Raw genomic sequence first — 19,387 nt, forward strand, 5'->3', positions numbered from 1 at the left:
GCGGTCATGCTGCTTCCCGAGGAGCCGGCGATCCTCGAGGTTCGTCACGCGGTGCGGCACTGGATCGCGGCACACGCCCCGGACGGCGACGTCGCGGTCGCGCTGTCGGGCGGCGCAGATTCACTGGCCCTGACCGCGGCGGCGGCAGTCGAGGCGCGTTCGGCTGTGGCCCTGGTCGTCGATCACCGGCTGCAGCGGGGTTCGGCCGACGTCGCGGACGGGGCGGCAGCGCGCGCCCGGACCCTCGGCTGCGCATCCGCCGAGGTGCTTCCCGTCGACGTGACCGGATCCGGCGGGCTCGAGGCCGCCGCCCGGCAGGCCCGCTACGAGGCCCTCGACGCGGGGCGCGGAACCCGCCCGGTGCTGTTGGGGCACACCCTCGACGATCAGGCCGAAACCGTGTTGCTCGGGCTGTCGCGCGGTTCGGGCGGTCGATCCATCTGGGGCATGAGCCCCTACGACAGCCCGTGGGGCAGGCCGCTGCTGGGCGTGCGACGCGCGGTGACCCGGCAGGCCTGCACGGAACTGGGCCTCGACCCGCACGAGGATCCGCACAACTCGTCACCCGACTTCGTCCGGGTGCGGCTGCGCACCGAGGTGCTGCCGCTGCTCGAGGACGTCCTCGGCGGCGGCGTCGCCGGGGCGCTCGCCCGCACCGGGGAACACCTGCGCGAGGAGGGGGCCGTCCTCGACGCGGTGGCCGCCGACGCCGAAGCAAAAGTCGTGGTGGACGGCGAAATCGACGCGGCCCTGCTCGCACTGTCGGCCCCACCCGTCCGCAGGCGGGTACTGCGCAGCTGGCTGCTCGCGGCCGGTGCACGCGGTCTCGGGGACACCCAGCTGCGGGCCGTCGACGACCTCGTCGCACGGTGGCGGGGGCAGGGACAGGTGGCGGTCGGGGGCGGAACACCGGACGCGAGGTTGGTGGTCCGACGGCGACGTGGCAGGCTGAACGTCGGATTGGACGACCGACGAAGGGTTTGATCGCGTGTACGAGGGCGACATCGCATCGGTACTGATCTCCGAGGACGAGATCCGTCGACGTACCGTCGAACTGGCCGAGGAGATCGCCAAGCGCTACCCGGAGGGCGCCCCGGAAGGCGATCTGCTCCTGGTGGGTGTCCTCAAGGGCGCCATCTTCTTCATGACCGACTTCGCGCGAGCCCTGCCCATCCCCACCCAGATGGAATTCATGGCCGTCAGCTCCTACGGGTCGTCCACGTCGTCCTCGGGTGTCGTGCGCATCCTCAAGGACCTCGACAAGGACATCGCCGGACGCCACGTCCTGATCGTCGAGGACATCATCGACTCCGGTCTCACGCTGTCCTGGCTGATGCGCAACCTGTCGAGCCGCAACCCCGCCTCGCTCGAGGTCGTCACCCTGCTGCGCAAGCCCGACGCCATCAAGGTCGACGTCAACGTCGCGAACGTGGGCTTCGACATCCCCAACGAATTCGTCGTCGGCTACGGCCTCGACTACGCCGAGCGCTACCGCGACCTGCCGTACATCGGAACGCTCGAGCCCTCCGTCTACGGCGGCTGAACCCCGCCCGCTCAGCGGACGGGTTCGTGGGACACGGCGAGCTCCAGCGCCCGCAGATCCTGCTCCAGTTGCCGGAACAGCCAGTACACGCCGACGAACGCGAAGATGCCGCCGACGCACAGAATGCGGACGGCGATGATCACCAGCGTGATCTCGTCGGGCGACAGGAACGTCACCCCGGCCACACCGGCGAGCGGAACCGACGCGGCCACCGCGAGATACAGGGTGCTGCGGCGGTCGAGGCCCCGCAGCTTGTGCGCGTCGGCGCTGCTCGCGATGTCCTGCGGTAGCAGGGTCGGGTAGATGCAGCGCACCGCGAAGAACGCCACTACGAAGAACGGGTACGCCACCGACACCGCACCGCACACGATCAGTGACGCGATGAAGTGCACGTACGCGCCCGGCGGCACGTTCCCCGCCGCCAGTTGCAGGGAAATCGGGTAGGCGATTCCCGCGATCACCCACAAACCGAACACCACGAGCACCACGCGGTCGCCGAGCAGCAACGTGTCGGTGCGGGCCCGGGCCAGGGTCTGCCGGTCGTACGTCCGGCCCTTGCGCAGGCCCCGTGGAACCAGCAGCGGGTAACGACACCAGTAGAGCAGCATGATCGCGCCCAACGGGAACGCGATCGAGTTGATCACCAACTGGATCCCCTCGAACGACTGCTGCGCCTCCGGCGTCAGATTGCTGATGATCAGCATCTTGTTGTGGTGGTAGTTGTACGCGCCCGCGAGGGCGTTCGGCACCGCGATACCGATCACCAGAATCGGGAGCGCGAACCGGCGCAACCGCATCCGCCAACTGTTGGGCGGCGGATCGACGAGATCACGGGCCCGCGGGTTCAGGCACAGGTCGAACTGCTGGGCCAGTTCGGCGCCGGACGACCACCGGTCCGCCGGCTTGGGCGCCAGACACGTCAGCAGCACCCGGCGCAGCGACGGCGGGCAGTCGGCGGGCAACTGGTCCAGGAACTCCGGGTCGACGTCGCGGCTGCGGCTGTCCAGCATCGCCTCGAGTGCGGCGAGCGACTCGCTGGAGACGTCCTCGTCCTGGAACGGGCGCCGCCCGCACATCAGCTCCCACAGCATCACCCCGAGAGCGAAGATGTCGCTGCGGGTGTCGAGGTCCGCCGCCGTTCCCGGCATTCCGCGGTGACACGCCTCGAGTTGCTCGGGGGACATGTAGGCCAGGGACCCGCCGAAGTAGGCGAGCGGCGACGCCCCGGTGACGGTGTCGCTGAAGCTGATGTTGAAATCGGCGAGCTTGGGCACACCCTCCGCCGTCAGCAGGATGTTGGCGGGTTTGATGTCGCGGTGCAGGACGCCGCGTTTGCCTGCGTAGTCGAGGGCCTCGGCCAGTCGCCGTCCCAGCCACGCGATCGTCTCGGGCCAGGTGAGCGATGCGATCTCGTCCCGCACGCTGGAGTCGGTGGGCCTGAGTTCGCCCTTCTCCCGCATCTCCTCGTCGACGACGTCGAGCAGCAGGCTGCCGGTCCGCTCCCGTTCGGGGGTGACGCGCACGCGCCGCAGAACCCGCAGCAGGGTGCCACCCGGCAGGTACTGCATGTAGAGGAGGCGGAGTTGACGATCCTCGAGCAGCCGCTGGTCGAACACGCGGACGATGTAGTCGTGGTCGAGTTGCGCGAGGGTCTGCGGCTCGTTGCCCTTGTCGTGGGAGATCTTCACCGCGACGAGACGCTGCATCGACCGCTGGCGTGCGAGGAACACGCGGCCGAACGCGCCGCTGCCCAGCCCCATCAGCAGATCGAAGTCGTCGACCTGCTGCCCGACCTCCACGTCGTCGAGCGCCGCATTTCCGGGCGGCATGGTGATGAGCGTGTCCGGCTGCCGGGCGGTCACGGTCGGACCGGCCTCCGCGGTCTGGTCGGCGGCTGCGGTTCGCTCCGCCGCGGCGGTTTGTTCGGCGGCGGCGGTTTGTTCGGACGCGGCGGTCTGCTCGGCGGTCATCGTCCGTGCGGACAGCGTTTGCTCAGCGGTCACCGTCGACGGGCCGGCCGCGACCGTCGCTTCGCTGCTCTCGTGTTCGGAGTTCGGAACTCCGAAGGTCCGTTCGGCAGAGTCCGATCCAGCGGCCGATCCGTCTCTGCCCGACCCGTTTCCTCTGGTCATTGCACATCGAGGGTTCTACTGGGCGGGTTCTCTGGGCACATCGAGGTTGTCTGGAGCGGTGTGAAGAGTCCCATCCAGGGACAAGCGAATGGTAACCCCGCAGACCTATCGTATCCAGCGCGAATACTCGAAATCGCTGCTGCGCCGCACCATATACTCGGGTAATGGGGGACTCCCCGTTCACCTCAGCCGTCGTCGTCGCCGAGCAGGTCCGCTCGGGCGTCTCGAGCCCGATGGAGCAGGTCGAGGCCTCGCTCGCGGCCATCGCGGAGCGTGAACCGAAGATCCAGGCGTTCACCGCCGTCCTCTGCGACCAGGCCCGAGCCGACGCGCTCGCCCTGTCCCGAAGGTCGGATCTGGCCACTCTTCCGCTGGCGGGAGTGCCGGTCGCGATCAAGGACGTCATCCCCGTGGCCGGACTGCCGATGCGGGAGGGATCGGGCGCCACCAGCGCCGAACCGCGGGCCGCCGACCATCCGGTCGTGGCGCGACTGCGGGCGGCGGGAGCGGTGGTGGTGGGCCTGACCACCCTCCCCGAACTGGCGGTGTGGGGAACCACCGACGCGCCCGGCCACATCACCCGCAACCCGTGGAATCCGTCCCGGACCTGCGGCGGCTCGTCCGGTGGAGCTGCCGCGGCCGTCGCCGCGGGAATGGTGCCCCTGGCGCACGGGACCGACGGTCTGGGTTCGATCCGCATCCCCTCGGCGAACTGCGGAGTGTTCGGTATCAAACCGGGCAGGGGAGTCGTGCCGTCCGAACTCGGCGCCACCTCCTGGTTCGGCATGGCCGAGAACGGGCCCATCGCCACGACCGTCGACGACGCCGCCCTCATGCTGTCCGTCATCGCCGACCGTCCCGAACTCGCGCGGATCGGGCCTTCGGAGCCGCTGCGCATCGCGGTGGCGGCGGGGTCGCCGACGTTCCTGGCCACGGTCGATCCGCAGTGGCGGGACGCGGCCGTGCGCGCGGGGACGGAACTGACCGGATCGGGCCACGACGTGGAGCCCGCGACGTTGCCGTATCCGATCAACCTGATCCCGGTTCTCGCCCGCTGGACCGCGGGAACGGCCGCCGACGCCGAGGGACTCGACCCCAGGCGATTGCAGCCGCGGACCCGCAGGCACGTCGCGTTGGGCCGCGCGCTGGGCCGGTTCGTCCGCCCGGAGCAGGTGAACAGGCTCGAGGAGTCGCTCCGCGCCTTCTTCGAGAGCTACGACGTGGTGATCACCCCCGCGCTCGCGCAGCCGCCGCTCGCCGCGACGACGTGGAGCGAGCGGTCGTGGTTGTCGAACATCGTGGCCAATGTGCGGTACGCCCCGCTCAGTGCGCTGTGGAATCTCGTCGGCTGGCCGGCGGCCAGTGTCCCCGTCGGCACGCACTCGCATTCCGGCACCCCGCTGGCCGTGCAGATCGCGGCGCCGCCCGGCGGCGAGGCCAGAATCCTGGCACTGGCCGCCCACATCGAGCGGGTCGGCGGCGGCTGGCCGCGGGTCGCGCCCACGCGGTGAACTCCCGCACATCCGGACCCGGATCGAGGCGGAGGGAACCGATGGGCCGCCGTGTGCGTTGAACGAAACAGAGACCGCTCGCGACAGCGGTTGGCTGCTACCTGGAGTCGCCGGGGTGCCTTCGCGGTAACCTGGTTTGTCCGGTTGGCAGCCGGAAGGCGCACCCGGAAGACCCGCACTCTCGAAAGGACCGGCCATCTCGGCCGACCTGTATGAACCGTAAGACTGTGTTTCGAAACCTGGCGATAGTTGCCGGCATCCTGCTGGTGATCTACGCCTTCAGCTACTTCGGCAACGACACGCGCGGATTCAAGGGTGTCGACACCTCCGTGGCGATCGCGCAGCTCGACGCGAACAACGTCGAGAAGGCGCAGATCGACGACCGGGAGCAGCAGGTGCGCCTGTGGCTGAAGGACGGCAACGACGCCACCGACGGCAAGACCGAGATCCTCGCCAAGTATCCGGCGTCGGCGTCCGAGCAGATCTTCAACGAGATCTCCGACAAGGGCCTGCAGAGCTACAACACCACGGTCACGCAGGAGAGCTGGCTCACGTCCATCCTGCTGTTCGTCCTGCCGATGGTGATCCTGCTCGGCATCTTCTTCTTCGTGATGAGCCGCATGCAGGGCGGCGGACGCGGCGGCGTCATGGGCTTCGGCAAGTCGAAGGCCAAGCAGCTGTCCAAGGACATGCCGAAGACGACCTTCGCCGACGTCGCGGGTGCGGACGAGGCCGTCGAGGAGCTGTACGAGATCAAGGACTTCCTGCAGAATCCGGCGCGCTACCAGGCGCTGGGCGCGAAGATTCCCAAGGGTGTTCTCCTCTACGGTCCCCCCGGAACCGGTAAGACCCTGCTCGCCCGCGCGGTGGCGGGCGAGGCCGGTGTCCCCTTCTTCACGATCTCCGGTTCGGACTTCGTCGAGATGTTCGTCGGTGTGGGTGCGTCCCGCGTGCGCGACATGTTCGACCAGGCCAAGCAGAACAGCCCCTGCATCATCTTCGTCGACGAGATCGACGCCGTCGGACGCCAGCGTGGCGCCGGGCTCGGTGGCGGTCACGACGAGCGTGAGCAGACCCTCAACCAGTTGCTGGTCGAGATGGACGGCTTCGGTGACCGCACCGGCATCATCCTGATCGCCGCCACCAACCGACCCGACATCCTGGACCCGGCGCTGCTGCGCCCGGGCCGCTTCGACCGGCAGATCCCGGTCGGCGCCCCCGACCTCGCCGGTCGCCGCGCCATCCTGAAGGTGCACTCGCAGGGTAAGCCGATCGACCAGCACGCCGACCTCGAGGGCCTGGCCAAGCGCACCGTCGGAATGTCGGGTGCCGATCTGGCCAACGTCATCAACGAGGCCGCGCTGCTCACCGCCCGCGAGAACGGCACCGTCATCACGGAGGCCGCGCTCGAGGAGTCCGTCGACCGTGTCGTCGGCGGTCCCCGCCGCAAGAGCCGCATCATCAGCGAGCACGAGAAGAAGATCACCGCGTACCACGAGGGCGGGCACACGCTCGCCGCGTGGGCGATGCCCGACATCGAGCCGGTCTACAAGGTCACCATCCTCGCCCGCGGCCGCACCGGCGGTCACGCGATGACGGTGCCCGAGGACGACAAGGGCCTGATGACGCGGTCCGAGATGATCGCCCGGCTCGTCATGGCGATGGGTGGCCGCGCGGCCGAGGAACTCGTGTTCCACGAGCCCACCACCGGTGCGTCCTCCGACATCGACATGGCGACGAAGATCGCCCGGTCGATGGTCACCGAGTACGGCATGAGCGCCCGGCTGGGTGCCGTGCGGTACGGCCAGGAGGGCGGCGACCCGTTCCTGGGCCGGTCGATGGGGCAGCAGTCCGACTACTCCCACGAGGTCGCGCGCGAGATCGACGAAGAGGTCCGCAACCTCATCGAGGCCGCGCACACCGAGGCGTGGGCGATTCTCAACGAGTACCGCGACGTGCTGGACATCCTGGCGACCGAACTGCTCGAGCGGGAGACCCTCACCCGCAAGGATCTCGAGAAGATCTTCCACAGCGTCGAGAAGCGCCCCCGGATCACGGCGTTCAACGACTTCGGCCACCGGACCCCGTCCGACAAGCCGCCGGTCAAGACGCCGCGGGAACTGGCGTCCGAGCGCGGCGAGCCGTGGCCCCAGCAGCCCGAACCGGTGTTCGCGCAGCAGCAGTCGCAGCAGGCCCCGCCGCAGCAGCAGTACCCGCAGCCGGCGCCCGCCAACGGCTACTCGCAGCCCGCTCCCGCCCGGCCGCAGGGCGGGATGACGCAGCCGCGTCCCGACTACGGCGCCCCCGCGGGATGGTCGGCTCCGGGCTGGCCGCCCCGCGATTCGGGCAACCAGGGCCCCGAGGGGCAGTACCCCGGCAACCAGGGTCCGGGAACCAACCAGGGTCCGGGACCTGACCAGGCTCCGGGGCCCCAGTGGAATCCGCCGCACGATCAGCGGGGCACCGGGGACGACGACGCGCAGACGAGGGCCTGGAAAGGACCGGACGGATCGAACTGATCCGCCCGACACTAGGCTGTGGCTTCGGGACGATCGGTCCCGGTACTGGAGGAGTTTCGGTTGTCGGTGAATCATCTCGGTAGTGAGCCCGTGGCGCTCGAGACAGGCCGGGTGTTCGATCAGCCGCGTGCCGAGGCGGCGGTGCGGGAACTGCTGATCGCGATCGGTGAGGACCCGGATCGTCCCGGACTCCGCGATACGCCCGCCCGGGTGGCGCGGTCGTACCGCGAGGTCTTCGCGGGGCTGTACACCGACCCGGACACCGTGTTGAACACGACGTTCGACGAGGGCCACCAGGAGTTGGTCCTCGTCCGCGACATTCCGCTGTACTCCACGTGTGAGCACCACCTGGTGTCGTTCCACGGGGTTGCGCACGTCGGGTACATCCCGGGCCGGACCGGCAAGGTGACCGGGCTGTCGAAGCTGGCCCGCGTGGTCGACCTGTATGCCAAGCGCCCGCAGGTCCAGGAGCGTCTGACCAGTCAGATCGCCGACGCCGTCATGCGCAAGCTCGACCCGCGCGGTGCGATCGTGGTCATCGAGGCCGAGCACCTGTGCATGGCGATGCGGGGGATCCGCAAGCCTGGTGCGAGTACCACCACCTCAGCGGTGCGTGGTCTGCTCCAGTCCAGCGCGGCCTCACGTTCCGAGGCTCTGGACCTTATTCTGCGGAAGTGACCGTGATCGAGCTGCCCTCACCGGGTCGCACCGTGGTGATGGGGATTCTGAACGTCACCACCGATTCCTTCTCCGACGGCGGACGCTTTCTCGACCGTGACGCGGCGCTCGAACGCGGTCTCGCGTTGAACCGTCTCGGCGTCGACATCGTCGACGTCGGCGGCGAGTCCACCCGGCCGGGCGCGGCGCGGGTCGATCCCGACGTCGAGGCCGGGCGGGTCGCACCCGTCATCGCGGATCTGGTCGCCGAGGGCATCTGCGTCAGCGTCGACACGATGCGGGCGTCCGTCGCGGAGGCCGCGATCGAGGCGGGGGCGTCGATCATCAACGACGTGGCGGGCGGCCGGGCCGATGCGGCGATGGCTTCGGTGGTCGCGGACGCCGGAGTTCCGTGGATCCTGATGCATTGGCGTTCGGCAGGCGACTACGTGCACCGCGGCGCCGCCGACCACTATGACGACGTGGTCCGTGAGGTCCGGGACGAACTGATGACGCAGGTCGACCTGGCCGTGAAGGCCGGGGTGGATCCGGGTTCGCTGGTGCTGGACCCGGGTCTCGGTTTCGCGAAGAACTCCGATCACAACTGGGCGTTGCTGAAGGCGCTGCCCGAGTTCAACGAGCTGGGATTCCCTGTTCTCGTCGGCGCCTCCCGCAAGCGGTTCCTGGGTTCGCTGCTCGCGGATGCCGACGGCGAACCCCGTCCCCCCGCCGGCCGGGAGACCGCGACCGCGGTCGTGTCGGCGCTCGCCGCGACCCACGGAGCATGGGGAGTGCGCGTGCACGACGCGCAGGCCTCCCTCGACGCCATCGCGGTCGCCGAGGCCTGGACGAGGGGTGCAGCCGGACGTGAGTGATCGAATCGAGTTGCGCGGATTGAAGGTTCGCGGCAATCACGGTGTCTTCGACCACGAGAAGCGGGACGGTCAGGACTTCTACGTCGACATCACCGTCTGGATGGATCTCGCGCCCGCTGCGGCGTCGGACGACCTCGCCGACACCCTGGACTACGGCGGGCTGGCCGAGCGCGCGGCCGCGATCATCGCGGGCCCCTCCCGCGACCTGATCGAGACAGTGGCGGCCGAGATCGCGGACGGGGTGATGGCCGACCCCCGCGTCCGGAGCGCCGAAGTGGTGTTGCACAAGCCGTCCGCGCCGATCCCGCTGACCTTCGCGGACGTCGCGGTGGTGGCGCACAGGTCGAGACCATGAGTCGCGCGGTGTTGTCGATCGGGTCGAACGTCGGTGACAGCCTCGCCCATCTGCAGTCCGTCCTCGACGGTCTGGGTGACGCGGTCGTTGCGGTGTCCCCGGTGTATTCGACGGCGCCGTGGGGCGGCGTCGAGCAGCAGGACTTCCTCAACGCGGTCGTCGTCGCCGACGATCCCGCGCTCGACGGCTGGGGCTGGTTGCGGCGTGGGCAGGAACTCGAGGCCGCCGCCGACCGGGTGCGGGTCGAACGGTGGGGTCCGCGCACGCTCGACGTCGACGTCGTCACGTGCGACGACGTCCGCAGCGACGACCCGGAACTGACGTTGCCGCATCCGCGAGCACACGAACGTGCCTTCGTGCTGATTCCGTGGCTGGACGTCGAACCCGACGCCGTGTTGCCCGTCGACGGCACGACGACCCGCGTGGACGTGTTGCTGCCGTTGCTGGACGACGAAGAGCGGGCCGGTGTGCACCGGACGGGCCTCGCCCTGGACCGGCGGTCGCGATGAAACCGGAACCGACGGGCACGATGAAACCCACCCGCATCTGGGATCTGCTGTTCCTCGCCGCGCTCGCCGTCGCCGCCACCTGGATTTTGGTGCGCGTGTTCTACGGGTCGTTCCCGCCCATCCCCGTGTACGCGGGGGCGTCGCTGTATCCGGTCGCGCTGATCGAGGTCGTACTCGCGTTCATGGTGCGATCCCGGGTCACCAACCATCAGGTGGGCGACGGGCCGCGCCAACTGCACCCGATCACCGCCGCCCGGGTTGCCGCTCTGGCCAAGGCATCCGCACTCGTCGGCGCCGCGACGGCCGGGGTGTGGGGAGGCTTCCTGCTGTACCTGCTTCCGCAACAGTCGGTGCTGCGCGCCGCGGCCTCGGACAGTCCTGGCGCGTGGGTCGGTCTCGTCGCGGCACTGGCACTCGTCGGCGCGGCGCTGTGGCTGGAACACTGCTGCCGCACCCCCGACGACCCCTCGGACGAGCCCGCGCATTAGGACATGGGGGATCGCCGCAGGTCGGATGGAATGCGCGGTGCACCCTTCGCGGCCAAGTACCCTGGCACCATGACGAATCCTGGTCGCCTCAAGTCTGCGCGCCGCAACAGGCGCAGCGCGAGCCAGATGATCGTTGCGGGTTTGCTCGCCCTCGCGGTGATCGCGTCCCTCTTCCTGATCTTCAGTGACAGCGTCCAACTCCTGCGAGTGGGCCTGGTGGCCGCGCTCTGGGCCGCGACGGTCGGTGCCATCGCCATGACGAAGTACCGGCGCGAGTCGGCGCTCGACAAGGCGAAGGTCAGCGACCTGCAGACCGTCTATGAGTTGCAGCTCGAGCGGGAGATCTCGGCACGGCGCGAATACGAGCTCACCGTCGAGAAGCGAGTGCGCAGCGAAGTGCGCGCCGATGCAGAGGAACTTGCCGCGCTGCGCGCCGAACTCTCGTCGCTCCGCAAGAATCTCGAGGCACTGTTCGACGGCGCGATGCCGACCGAACGGATCGCGCTGCGGGCGGATTCGACGCGCGTGCAGGAACTCGCAGGACGCTCGTACAGCAGCTATCAGCCGGCCGCGTCGGGCCTGTACATCCCGGGTGCCGGGCACGCCGCCGGCGCCGGGCATCAGAGCGGTTCCGCGCAGTCCTCGCATTTCGCGAATCCCGACGACGATCCGGTCACCGCCGAGACATCGATCGTCGAGCCCGCCGGCGCCGGACATACCGAACCCGAGATCGAGGTCGAACCGGAACCGGAGCCCACGCCGGAGCCTGTTGCCAAGGTCGCGCCGGTCGCCGAGCCCGCGAAGGTCGCGAAGGTCGCGCCCCAACCTGTCGCCGCGCCGGAGCCGGAGACGGCGGCCGAGCCCGAGCCCGAGCCGGACACTGCGGCCGAGCCCGAGCCCGAGGGCCGGCGGGGACGCAGGCGGGCGGCCGAGGACGACGAGACTTCGGGTGCGCACTCGAACGGGCTGTCCGTCGCCGAGATCATGGCCAACATGCAGTCCGCGTCGGGGGCGTCCCAGAGTGCCGGAGGAAGGCGTCGGCGGGCCGAATAGGCTCCGGCGCGCCCGGGGATCAACCCGCACGGTGTGAGGCATATATCACTCTTCCTGCGCATGGCGGGGTGCGTTCGAGCCGGGCTATCCTCACCGTGGAACGTCTGGTACCCGCCGAGCGGGACTGGAACGAACGAGAGGACGAAGGTGACCTCTTTCGGGATCACTAATGGCCCTGCGCCCGCGAGATTGACGGTAGGAATTGTCTCCGCAGGCCGGGTCGGAACAGCAATCGGTGCCGCGTTGGAGCGGGCAGGTCACGTGGTCGTCGCCTGCTCGGCCGTCTCCGACGCGTCACGGCATCGGGCACGCACCCGGCTTCCCGAGACCGAGATTCTGCCGGTCGCAGAGGTCGCGGCCCGCTCCGAACTGCTCATTCTCGCGGTCCCCGACGCCGAACTGCCGTCGTTGATCGCCGGGCTGGCCTCCACCGGCGCCGTGCCGGGGCGCGCGATCGTGGCGCACACGTCCGGCGCGAACGGCATCGGGATCCTGGCCCCCCTCGCCGAGCAGGGTGTCGTTCCGCTCGCGATTCACCCCGCGATGACGTTCACCGGCCACGACGAGGACACGGTCCGCCTCGCATCCGCCTGTTTCGGCATCACCGCCGCCGACGACATCGGCTACGCGATCGCGCAGTCGCTGGTTCTCGAGATCGGCGGCGAGCCGGTCCGGGTCCGCGAGGACATGCGGCCGCTGTACCACGCCGCTCTCGCACACGGCAGCAATCACCTGGTCACGCTCGTCGTCGACGCCGTGGCCGCACTGCGCGTCGCGCTGGAAGGCCAGGAACTGCTCGGCCAGGAGTTGATCGGCGACGATCCGAACGGCCTGGCCGAACGCGTGCTCCAGCCGCTGCTGTCGGCGGCGCTCGACAACGCCCTGCGGCGCGGGCCCGCGGCGCTGACCGGGCCCGTCGCCCGGGGGGACTCCGAGGCGGTGGCCACGCATCTGCGGGTCCTCGAAGAAGTCGATCCGCGGATTGCGGCCGGCTACCGGGCCCTCTCGCTGAGGTCGGCGCAGCGCGCCGGCGCCACACCTGAACTGCTGGACATCCTGGAAGACCGGAGGTGAGCCCCGTGAGCGATCTGCAGGGCGGATACAAGCGCGGCGAACTGACCGTGCACCACGACCCGAGCGTGCTGACGCGGGTCTCGAAGGCGCTGCGCGGCGTCGGCCGCCAGGTCGCGCTGGTGCCCACGATGGGAGCCCTCCACACGGGTCACCTGGAGTTGGTGCGGCAGGCCAAGCTCACCGGCGCGGTGGTGATCGTCTCGATCTTCGTCAACCCGTTGCAGTTCGGTGCCGGCGAAGACCTCGACGCGTACCCGCGCACCCTCGACGCCGATCTCGAACTGCTGCGTGAGGCCGGAGTCGAGCTGGCGTTCGTGCCCACCGCGGCCACCATGTACCCGGCCGGTCCGCGGACGACGATCCATCCCGGACCGCTGGGCGCGGAACTGGAGGGCGCGTCCAGGCCCACGCACTTCGCGGGGATGCTCACCGTCGTCGCCAAGCTGCTGCAGATCGCCGCACCGCACGTCGCGTACTTCGGGGAGAAGGACTACCAGCAGCTGACGCTCATCCGGCAGATGGTGACCGACCTGAACTTCGACGTCCGCATCTTCGGGGTGCCCACGGTGCGCGAGCACGACGGTCTCGCGCTGTCCTCGCGGAACCGCTACCTGGACGAGGACCAGCGCAACGCGGCGACGACATTGTCTGCGGCACTCATCGCCGGCGCCCACGCCGCGGCCGGTGGCGCCGAGGCGATCCTCGCCACCGCGCGCGAGGTGCTGGCGTCCACCCCCGAGGTGGAGGTCGACTACCTCGAGGTGCGGGGCGTCGACCTCGGGCCCGCCCCGGAACGAGGCGACGGCCGGCTGCTCGTCGCCGCCAAGCTCGGAAACACTCGCTTGATCGACAACGTCGGTGTCGCCGTCGGCACCGGTTTCCTCGAACGTGATACCGAGGCGTCGGACGCGTCGGCGACAGACGAACTTCTTTCCCGCTAGAAGAGTAAGGACCGGAACATGTTTCGCACCATGATGAAGTCGAAGATCCATCGCGCCACCGTCACACACGCCGATCTCCACTACGTGGGCTCGGTGACGGTCGACCAGGATCTGATGGATGCCGCCGACCTCCTCGAAGGCGAGCAGGTGTGCATCGTCGACATCGACAACGGCGCGCGGCTCGAGACCTATGTCATCGCCGGCGAGCGGGGAAGCGGCGTCATCGGGATCAACGGTGCGGCAGCGCATCTGGTCAAGCCCGGCGACCTCGTCATCCTCATCGCCTACGGCGTCATGAACGAGCAGGAGGTGCGCGACTACGAGCCGCGTGTCGTGTTCGTCGACGCCGCCAACACGCCCGTCGACCTCGGTGCCGACCCGGCGCACGCGCCGGAGGGCTCCGGCCTGATCACCCCGCGCATGCTGTCGACGCTCGACGCCGAGCGCGAATCCAGTTTGGTGTAACCCGTGCTCCTCACCGTCGACGTCCGGAACACGAACATCGTTCTCGGACTGTTCACCGGCACCGGTGAGCATTCGAAGTTGGTGCAGGACTGGCGGATGCGCACCGACGCGAGGATGACGGCCGACGAACTGGCGCTCATCTTCCGCGGCCTCCTCGGCGCGCACACCGATCAGATTACGGGTGTGTCCGCGCTGTCGACGGTGCCGTCGGTGCTGCGGGAGATCCGCGTGATGCTGACGCGGTACTGGGGGCACGTCCCGCACGTGCTGGTGGAACCCGGGGTGCGAACCGGTGTTCCGCTGCTCGTCGACAACCCCAAGGAGGTCGGCGCCGACCGGATCGTCAACAGTCTTGCGGCGCATCACCTCTACGACGCGCCGTGCATCGTGGTCGACTTCGGGACGTCCACGTGCGTCGACGTCGTGTCCGCGAAGGGTGAGTTCCTCGGCGGCGCCATCGCGCCCGGCCTGGAGATCTCCTCGGACGCACTCGCGTCGCAGTCGGCGGCGCTGCGCAAGGTCGAGCTGGTGCGGCCCCGCTCCGTCGTCGGCAAGAACACCGTCGAATGCATGCAGTCGGGTGCGGTGTTCGGTTTCGCCGGCCTCGTCGACGGGCTGGTCCGCCGGGTGCGCAGGGAACTGCCCGCCTTCTCGGGTTCCGACGTGGTGGTGATCGCGACCGGCGATCGCGCGCCGCTGATCATGCCCGAGACGGAAACCGTCGACGAGCACGAACCGGATCTCACGCTCGAAGGGCTGCGCCTGGTCTACGAGCGGAATCAGGCCCGCCGGGGAGCGCGTCGCAGCCCGCTCGACTGATGGGTTCCCTCATCGCGGAAGTTATGTCAGAATGGTCCCCGTGAATCTCTGCACGAGTGCTCAGGAGTGTTGTCGAGGCTGAACGCTGCCTTGACCAATTCACACTTCTGGGAGTCTCTCTCGTGCTCGCAACGTATTCTTCTGCATCCGTACCCACCCGTCTTCGCCCGGCCGACCTGCTGCGCATCACCGATCAGGGTGCTTCCGAGGTCCTCGACGGCCGCCACGACGTCCTGCTCCCGCAGAGCTGGCCCATCGACGAGCGCTGGTCGACCCGGCTCTACTCGGACGACGACGTCGACGTCTGGCTGATCAGCTGGGTTCCCGACCGGAACACCGAATTGCACGACCACGCAGGATCTTTCGGCGCGCTCACCGTTCTCAGCGGCGCGTTGTCCGAGTTCCGTTGGGCGGGTGACCGACTGCGTCACCGCACCCTCGACGCCGGCGATCAGGCCTCGTTCCCCCTCGGGTGGGTCCACGACGTGGTGCGGGCGCCGGATGCACCCGGGGCGGAGGTGGTGACGCCGACGCTGAGTGTGCACGCCTACTCACCGCCGTTGTCGGCGATGTCCTATTACGAGGTCACGGACCACGGCACGCTGCGCCGCACCCGGACCGAGCTCACCGATCTCCCCGAGGGCGGTTCGAAGTGAACATCGACCAGATGCTCGAAGAGGCCCGCACCAAGATCGACCGGATGTACGCGTTCGAGCTGCCCGAGGCAGTGGCGCGCGGCGCGATCGTCGTGGACATCCGCCCGCAGGCGCAGCGCGCGATCGAGGGGACGCTGCCCGGCGCGCTCGCCATCGAGCGCAACGTCCTCGAGTGGCGCTGCGATCCCACCAGCTCGGCGCACCTGGCGCTGGCGGTGGATCACGACGTCGAGTGGATCATCGTCTGCTCCGAGGGCTACACGTCGAGCCTGGCCGCCGCGGCCCTGCAGGAGCTGGGCCTGCACAAGGCGACCGACCTCGTCGGCGGGTACAAGGCGATCAAAGCGGCGGGACTGCTGGGTTCTCTCATCGCGACGCAGCACTGCGTACGGGAGCTTGCCACCGTCTCGGCGCACTGACCTCTGAATAGGGGGACGCGGGGCTGTCGATTAGGCTGGTGACCCGTGAGTGAAGTAGCAGCCCAGCCAGTCGACGACACCCCCGAGCAGCTTCGGATCCGCCAGGAGAAGCGTGAGCGCATTCTCGCGGAGGGACGCGAGGCGTACCCGGTGTCGGTGGCGCGCACCCACTCGCTGGCGGAGATCCGCGCCAAGTATCCGGAACTCGAGCCCGACACTGCCACGGGTGACCAGGTCGGCATCGTCGGCCGGGTGATCTTCGTGCGCAACACGGGCAAGTTGTGCTTCGCGACGCTGCAGGAAGGCGACGGCACCCAGCTGCAGGCGATGATCAGTCTCGCTGCAGTCGGTGAGGATGCGCTCGCATCGTGGAAGGCCGACGTCGACCTCGGTGACTTCGTGTTCGTGCACGGTGAGGTGATCAGCTCCCGTCGCGGTGAGCTGAGCGTGATGGCCGATTCGTGGCAGATCGCGTCCAAGTCGCTCCGGCCCCTGCCCGTTGCGCACAAGGAGATGAACGAGGAGTCTCGTGTTCGGCAGCGTTACGCCGATCTGATCGTGCGCCCCGAGGCTCGGGACAATGCGCGCAAGCGGGTGTCGGTCGTTCGTGAACTCCGGAACGCGCTCGAGCGTCGCGGGTTCCTCGAGGTCGAGACGCCGATGCTGCAGACGGTGGCGGGTGGCGCGGCGGCCCGTCCCTTCATCACGCATTCCAATGCGCTCGACATCGACCTCTATCTCCGAATCGCCCCCGAACTGTTCCTGAAGCGGTGCGTCGTCGGCGGCATCGAGAAGGTTTTCGAGATCAACCGGAATTTCCGCAACGAGGGCGTCGACTCGACGCACTCGCCGGAATTCGCGATGCTCGAGACATACGAGGCTTACGGCACATATGACGATTCGGCCGTCATGATCCGCGAACTCGTTCAGGAGGTGGCGCAGGCCGCTTTCGGTTCGCAGGTCGTCACTCTTGCCGACGGCACCGAATACGACCTGAGCGGTGAATGGAAGACCCTCGAGATGTATCCGTCGCTGTCGCAGGCGATCGGTGTCGACGTCACTCCGGATACCACGGTCGAGGAATTGCTGGCTCTCGCGGAGAAGGTGGGTCTCGAGGTCCCGAAGGACAAGGGTTACGGGCACGGGAAGCTGGTCGAGGAACTGTGGGAGCACCAGTGCGGCGACCAGTTGTTCGAACCGACTTTCGTCCGTGATTTCCCGGTCGAGACGTCGCCGCTGACTCGTGACCACCGCAGCAAGGCCGGGGTGACCGAGAAGTGGGACCTCTACATCCGTGGATTCGAGTTGGCTACGGGCTATTCGGAATTGGTCGATCCGGTGATCCAGCGTGAGCGGTTCGTCGATCAGGCGCGCCTCGCGTCGGCCGGCGACGACGAGGCAATGGCCCTCGACGAAGAATTCCTCGCCGCAATGGAGCAGGGAATGCCGCCGACCACCGGTACCGGAATGGGAATCGACCGTCTGCTCATGGCATTGACGGGGTTGGGAATCCGCGAAACAATCCTCTTTCCCATTGTTCGGCCTTCTTCTCGCTGATTCGCCCGGGGTGAATTCGCGCCGATAAATTCGATCCATTCCTCGTATTCCGAATCGGAAGAACAGGGGTATGGTTACCTCCGGGTCGTAGCTCACGTTGACGATGAGACGTCGCTTCATTCGAGAGGAATTTCATCCCATGGCTAAGAAGGTCACTGTCACCCTGATCGACGATGTCGATCAAGAGGCGTCTGCCGACGAGACGGTCGAGTTCGGACTCGACGGTGTTCAGTACGAGATCGACCTTTCCTCGGAGAATGCGGCGAAATTGCGCGATCAGCTCGACGTGTGGGTTTCCCACGCGCGCAAGGTGAGCTCGCGCAAGCGCGGCAAAGCAGTGGCGGCTCCGGCCGTCACCAAGTCCCGGGTTGCGGTCGATCGGGAACAGAGCGCCGCTATCCGGGAATGGGCGCGCAAGAACAACAAAAAGGTTTCTGCGCGCGGACGTATCTCGGCGGAAATTATCGAGGCCTACAACAAGGCGAACTGAAAGTGGCTGGGAACAGAATTTGCTGATTCGCTCCGCGAGGTGACCCGGACTGTTACCGTCCCGCACTGATCCGATATTCGGGGAGTCCGGGGGGTAGCTGTGCGCCGCTGCGTGTCCGTTTCAGGGATTCTGTTCCTGGCATTCGTGATGTGGGCCGGGGTGGCGACCGCGGCGCCTGTCTATCCGGTGCCGGATTCGTTCCTCGCCGGAGTGCCCCTCGAATTGGGAAATCCGGGCGGTTCGGCCCCGGGGTCGAACGACTGGTCCTGCCTGCCGAGCGACGCGCACCCCGAACCGGTCGTCCTCGTCCACGGGACGGGAGGCTCGCGCCAGACCAACTGGGCGGTGTATGCACCGCTGCTCGCCAACGAGGGCTACTGCGTCTTCTCGCTCACCTACGGCAACTTCCCCGACCTGCCCTGGCCGCTCGATGCGATCGGCGGAATGACGCCCATCGACACCGGCACTGCTCGGATCGCCGCGTTCGTCGATCAGGTGCTGGCGAGCACGGGGGCCGCGAGAGTCGACCTGGTGGGCCATTCCCAGGGCACCGTGCAGGCGAACAACTACGTGAAGTTCTTCGGCGGTGCGGACAAGGTCGCGAAGATCGTGTCGCTCGCCCCGCCGTGGCAGGGCACGTACGGAAACGACCAGGTCAGTGTCGGCCGGTTCCTGCGCTCGCTCGGCGTCGATGACGCGGTGGCGGCAGGTTTCCCCGTCTGCCGGGCGTGCCCCGAGATGCTGCAGGGTTCGAAGTTCATCGACCGCATGCGCGCGGGCGGGGTCTACGTGCCCGGGATCGCGTACACGAACATCGTCACCCGCTACGACGAACTGGTCGTCCCGTACACGAGCGGCCTCGAGCCGGGGCCGGACACCACCAACATCGTCGTCCAGGACGGGTGCGAGCAGGACTATTCCGACCACGTCGCCGTCGCCGGCTCGGCACGTGCAGCCGGTTTCGTGCTGAACGCGCTGGATCCCGACCATCCGCGCGAGGTGCCGTGCCGTTTCGTCGCTCCTGTCGCGGGGTAGCGCCCCGCGGGATCCGCCGCGCCGCCAGTTACCGGGCGAGGCCCGGGCAACCCGCTGGGTAACTCCGCCGTCGCCGGCGGTAACGAATGGGTGGCGAACTCACAGCTCGTCGACATACCCTGTCCGGATACGCAGGTCTCGCCCCTTCGGGGGCGGGCCGCCGGCCTCTATCGACCGGGTGCCCGGATGGGCACCGCCGGACCTGTTCGCTCCAGGCGTACAGGGAAGGGGAAACGATTGCCGGACCTGGGGCGTTAAATACGAATAAGCAGGCGTGCCCGCCCACCTA

At 68.4% G+C, this 19,387-nt stretch carries 20 protein-coding genes; 19 read left to right on the forward strand and 1 reads right to left on the reverse strand.

All coding sequences use genetic code 11. The features are described 5' to 3' along the window. The first annotated feature begins 6 nt into the window (after positions 1-6). On the forward strand, positions 7-984 hold the full coding sequence (tilS, locus tag ROP_RS21405; RefSeq protein WP_012691495.1) for a tRNA lysidine(34) synthetase TilS: 978 nt from the start codon (positions 7-9) through the stop codon (positions 982-984). A gap of 4 nt (positions 985-988) precedes the next feature. Beyond that, entirely contained in the window at positions 989-1,543 is a 555-nt protein-coding gene (hpt, locus tag ROP_RS21410; RefSeq protein ID WP_005244976.1) for a hypoxanthine phosphoribosyltransferase, read from the forward strand. A gap of 11 nt (positions 1,544-1,554) precedes the next feature. Here hpt and ROP_RS21415 read toward each other — a convergent pair whose 3' ends face one another. Further along, complete coding sequence (locus ROP_RS21415) at positions 1,555-3,675, reverse strand: serine/threonine-protein kinase (protein WP_012691496.1); 2,121 nt, start codon at positions 3,673-3,675, stop codon at positions 1,555-1,557. Positions 3,676-3,839: 164 nt separating this feature from the next. Here ROP_RS21415 and ROP_RS21420 point away from each other — a divergent pair, with 164 nt between their 5' ends. The 17 genes from ROP_RS21420 (at position 3,840) to ROP_RS21500 (ending at position 19,098) form a co-directional block, all read left to right on the forward strand. Beyond that, on the forward strand, positions 3,840-5,186 hold the full coding sequence (locus tag ROP_RS21420) for an amidase (RefSeq protein WP_012691497.1): 1,347 nt from the start codon (positions 3,840-3,842) through the stop codon (positions 5,184-5,186). A gap of 212 nt (positions 5,187-5,398) precedes the next feature. Continuing rightward, positions 5,399-7,705: an ATP-dependent zinc metalloprotease FtsH gene (ftsH, locus tag ROP_RS21425; protein WP_012691498.1), complete on the forward strand. Its 2,307-nt coding sequence runs from the start codon at positions 5,399-5,401 to the stop codon at positions 7,703-7,705. 60 nt (positions 7,706-7,765) lie between these two features. Further along, positions 7,766-8,383, forward strand: coding sequence for a GTP cyclohydrolase I FolE (gene folE, locus ROP_RS21430; protein WP_043826734.1), 618 nt, complete (start codon positions 7,766-7,768; stop codon positions 8,381-8,383). Beyond that, on the forward strand, positions 8,380-9,237 hold the full coding sequence (folP, locus tag ROP_RS21435) for a dihydropteroate synthase (RefSeq protein WP_012691500.1): 858 nt from the start codon (positions 8,380-8,382) through the stop codon (positions 9,235-9,237). Before folE ends, folP begins: the two co-directional genes overlap by 4 nt. Next, positions 9,230-9,592, forward strand: coding sequence for a dihydroneopterin aldolase (gene folB / locus ROP_RS21440; protein WP_012691501.1), 363 nt, complete (start codon positions 9,230-9,232; stop codon positions 9,590-9,592). Before folP ends, folB begins: the two co-directional genes overlap by 8 nt. Then, positions 9,589-10,101, forward strand: coding sequence for a 2-amino-4-hydroxy-6-hydroxymethyldihydropteridine diphosphokinase (folK, locus tag ROP_RS21445; RefSeq protein ID WP_012691502.1), 513 nt, complete (start codon positions 9,589-9,591; stop codon positions 10,099-10,101). Before folB ends, folK begins: the two co-directional genes overlap by 4 nt. 20 nt (positions 10,102-10,121) lie before the next feature. After that, positions 10,122-10,589: a DUF3180 domain-containing protein gene (locus ROP_RS21450; RefSeq protein WP_193384891.1), complete on the forward strand. Its 468-nt coding sequence runs from the start codon at positions 10,122-10,124 to the stop codon at positions 10,587-10,589. A 69-nt stretch (positions 10,590-10,658) separates the two neighbouring features. Then, on the forward strand, positions 10,659-11,642 hold the full coding sequence (locus tag ROP_RS21455) for a DUF6779 domain-containing protein (RefSeq protein WP_012691504.1): 984 nt from the start codon (positions 10,659-10,661) through the stop codon (positions 11,640-11,642). A gap of 147 nt (positions 11,643-11,789) precedes the next feature. Continuing rightward, the gene (locus ROP_RS21460; protein ID WP_012691505.1) at positions 11,790-12,716 is read left to right on the forward strand and encodes a Rossmann-like and DUF2520 domain-containing protein; all 927 of its coding nucleotides are present in this window, start codon (positions 11,790-11,792) and stop codon (positions 12,714-12,716) included. Positions 12,717-12,721: 5 nt separating this feature from the next. Beyond that, on the forward strand, positions 12,722-13,657 hold the full coding sequence (panC, locus tag ROP_RS21465; RefSeq protein WP_043826736.1) for a pantoate--beta-alanine ligase: 936 nt from the start codon (positions 12,722-12,724) through the stop codon (positions 13,655-13,657). Between the two features lie 18 nt (positions 13,658-13,675). Next, the gene (gene panD / locus ROP_RS21470; RefSeq protein WP_012691507.1) at positions 13,676-14,122 is read left to right on the forward strand and encodes an aspartate 1-decarboxylase; all 447 of its coding nucleotides are present in this window, start codon (positions 13,676-13,678) and stop codon (positions 14,120-14,122) included. 3 nt (positions 14,123-14,125) lie between these two features. Next, the gene (locus ROP_RS21475) at positions 14,126-14,941 is read left to right on the forward strand and encodes a type III pantothenate kinase (protein WP_012691508.1); all 816 of its coding nucleotides are present in this window, start codon (positions 14,126-14,128) and stop codon (positions 14,939-14,941) included. A 122-nt stretch (positions 14,942-15,063) separates the two neighbouring features. Beyond that, positions 15,064-15,597 carry a cysteine dioxygenase gene (locus ROP_RS21480; RefSeq protein WP_012691509.1) on the forward strand — a complete coding sequence of 178 codons (534 nt, stop codon included), beginning with the start codon at positions 15,064-15,066 and terminating at the stop codon, positions 15,595-15,597. After that, on the forward strand, positions 15,594-16,016 hold the full coding sequence (locus ROP_RS21485) for a rhodanese-like domain-containing protein (protein WP_012691510.1): 423 nt from the start codon (positions 15,594-15,596) through the stop codon (positions 16,014-16,016). Before ROP_RS21480 ends, ROP_RS21485 begins: the two co-directional genes overlap by 4 nt. 45 nt (positions 16,017-16,061) lie before the next feature. After that, complete coding sequence (lysS, locus tag ROP_RS21490; RefSeq protein ID WP_012691511.1) at positions 16,062-17,573, forward strand: lysine--tRNA ligase; 1,512 nt, start codon at positions 16,062-16,064, stop codon at positions 17,571-17,573. 139 nt (positions 17,574-17,712) lie between these two features. Continuing rightward, positions 17,713-18,063 carry a histone-like nucleoid-structuring protein Lsr2 gene (locus tag ROP_RS21495; protein ID WP_012691512.1) on the forward strand — a complete coding sequence of 117 codons (351 nt, stop codon included), beginning with the start codon at positions 17,713-17,715 and terminating at the stop codon, positions 18,061-18,063. A gap of 99 nt (positions 18,064-18,162) precedes the next feature. Beyond that, positions 18,163-19,098 (forward strand): esterase/lipase family protein, encoded by a 936-nt coding sequence (locus ROP_RS21500; protein ID WP_012691513.1) that lies wholly within the window; start codon positions 18,163-18,165, stop codon positions 19,096-19,098. Positions 19,099-19,387: the final 289 nt, after the last annotated feature.

This window comes from Rhodococcus opacus B4 (assembly GCF_000010805.1).
Lineage (GTDB): Bacteria > Actinomycetota > Actinomycetes > Mycobacteriales > Mycobacteriaceae > Rhodococcus_F > Rhodococcus_F opacus_C.